The following is a 261-nucleotide window of genomic DNA, read 5'->3' as shown; positions in this document are numbered from 1 at the left end:
TCTTCCGGGAGCTGCAGGAAGAAAGCCAGCTGATTGTTATCACCCACCAGAAACGCACGATGGAAATCGCTGATGCGCTCTACGGCGTGACGATGCGTGACGGGGTCACAACCGTCGTCTCGCAGCGCCTGGCAGATGCTTAGGAGATCACAGATAACAAATTGAGCATGTGCGGCGTTTACTGTGGCTCTCGCTGGCGTCACACATGACAATGAAGACATGTTTGGTTCTCTTGCGGTCATCGTGCTGACAACGTTGGTT

At 53.6% G+C, this 261-nt stretch carries 1 pseudogene; it reads left to right on the top strand.

Going from position 1 to position 261, the window contains the following annotated elements:
- Positions 1 to 143, top strand: a pseudogene (locus QP415_RS12085) (AAA family ATPase); the annotation flags it as partial.
- Positions 144 to 261 lie beyond the last annotated feature (118 nt).

Source organism: Pauljensenia sp. UMB3104, assembly GCF_030217285.1.
In the GTDB taxonomy this organism is placed as follows: Bacteria; Actinomycetota; Actinomycetes; order Actinomycetales; family Actinomycetaceae; genus Pauljensenia.
The sequence above is the reverse complement of the archived record's forward strand: the minus strand, read 5'-3'. Positions and strand labels throughout refer to the sequence as shown.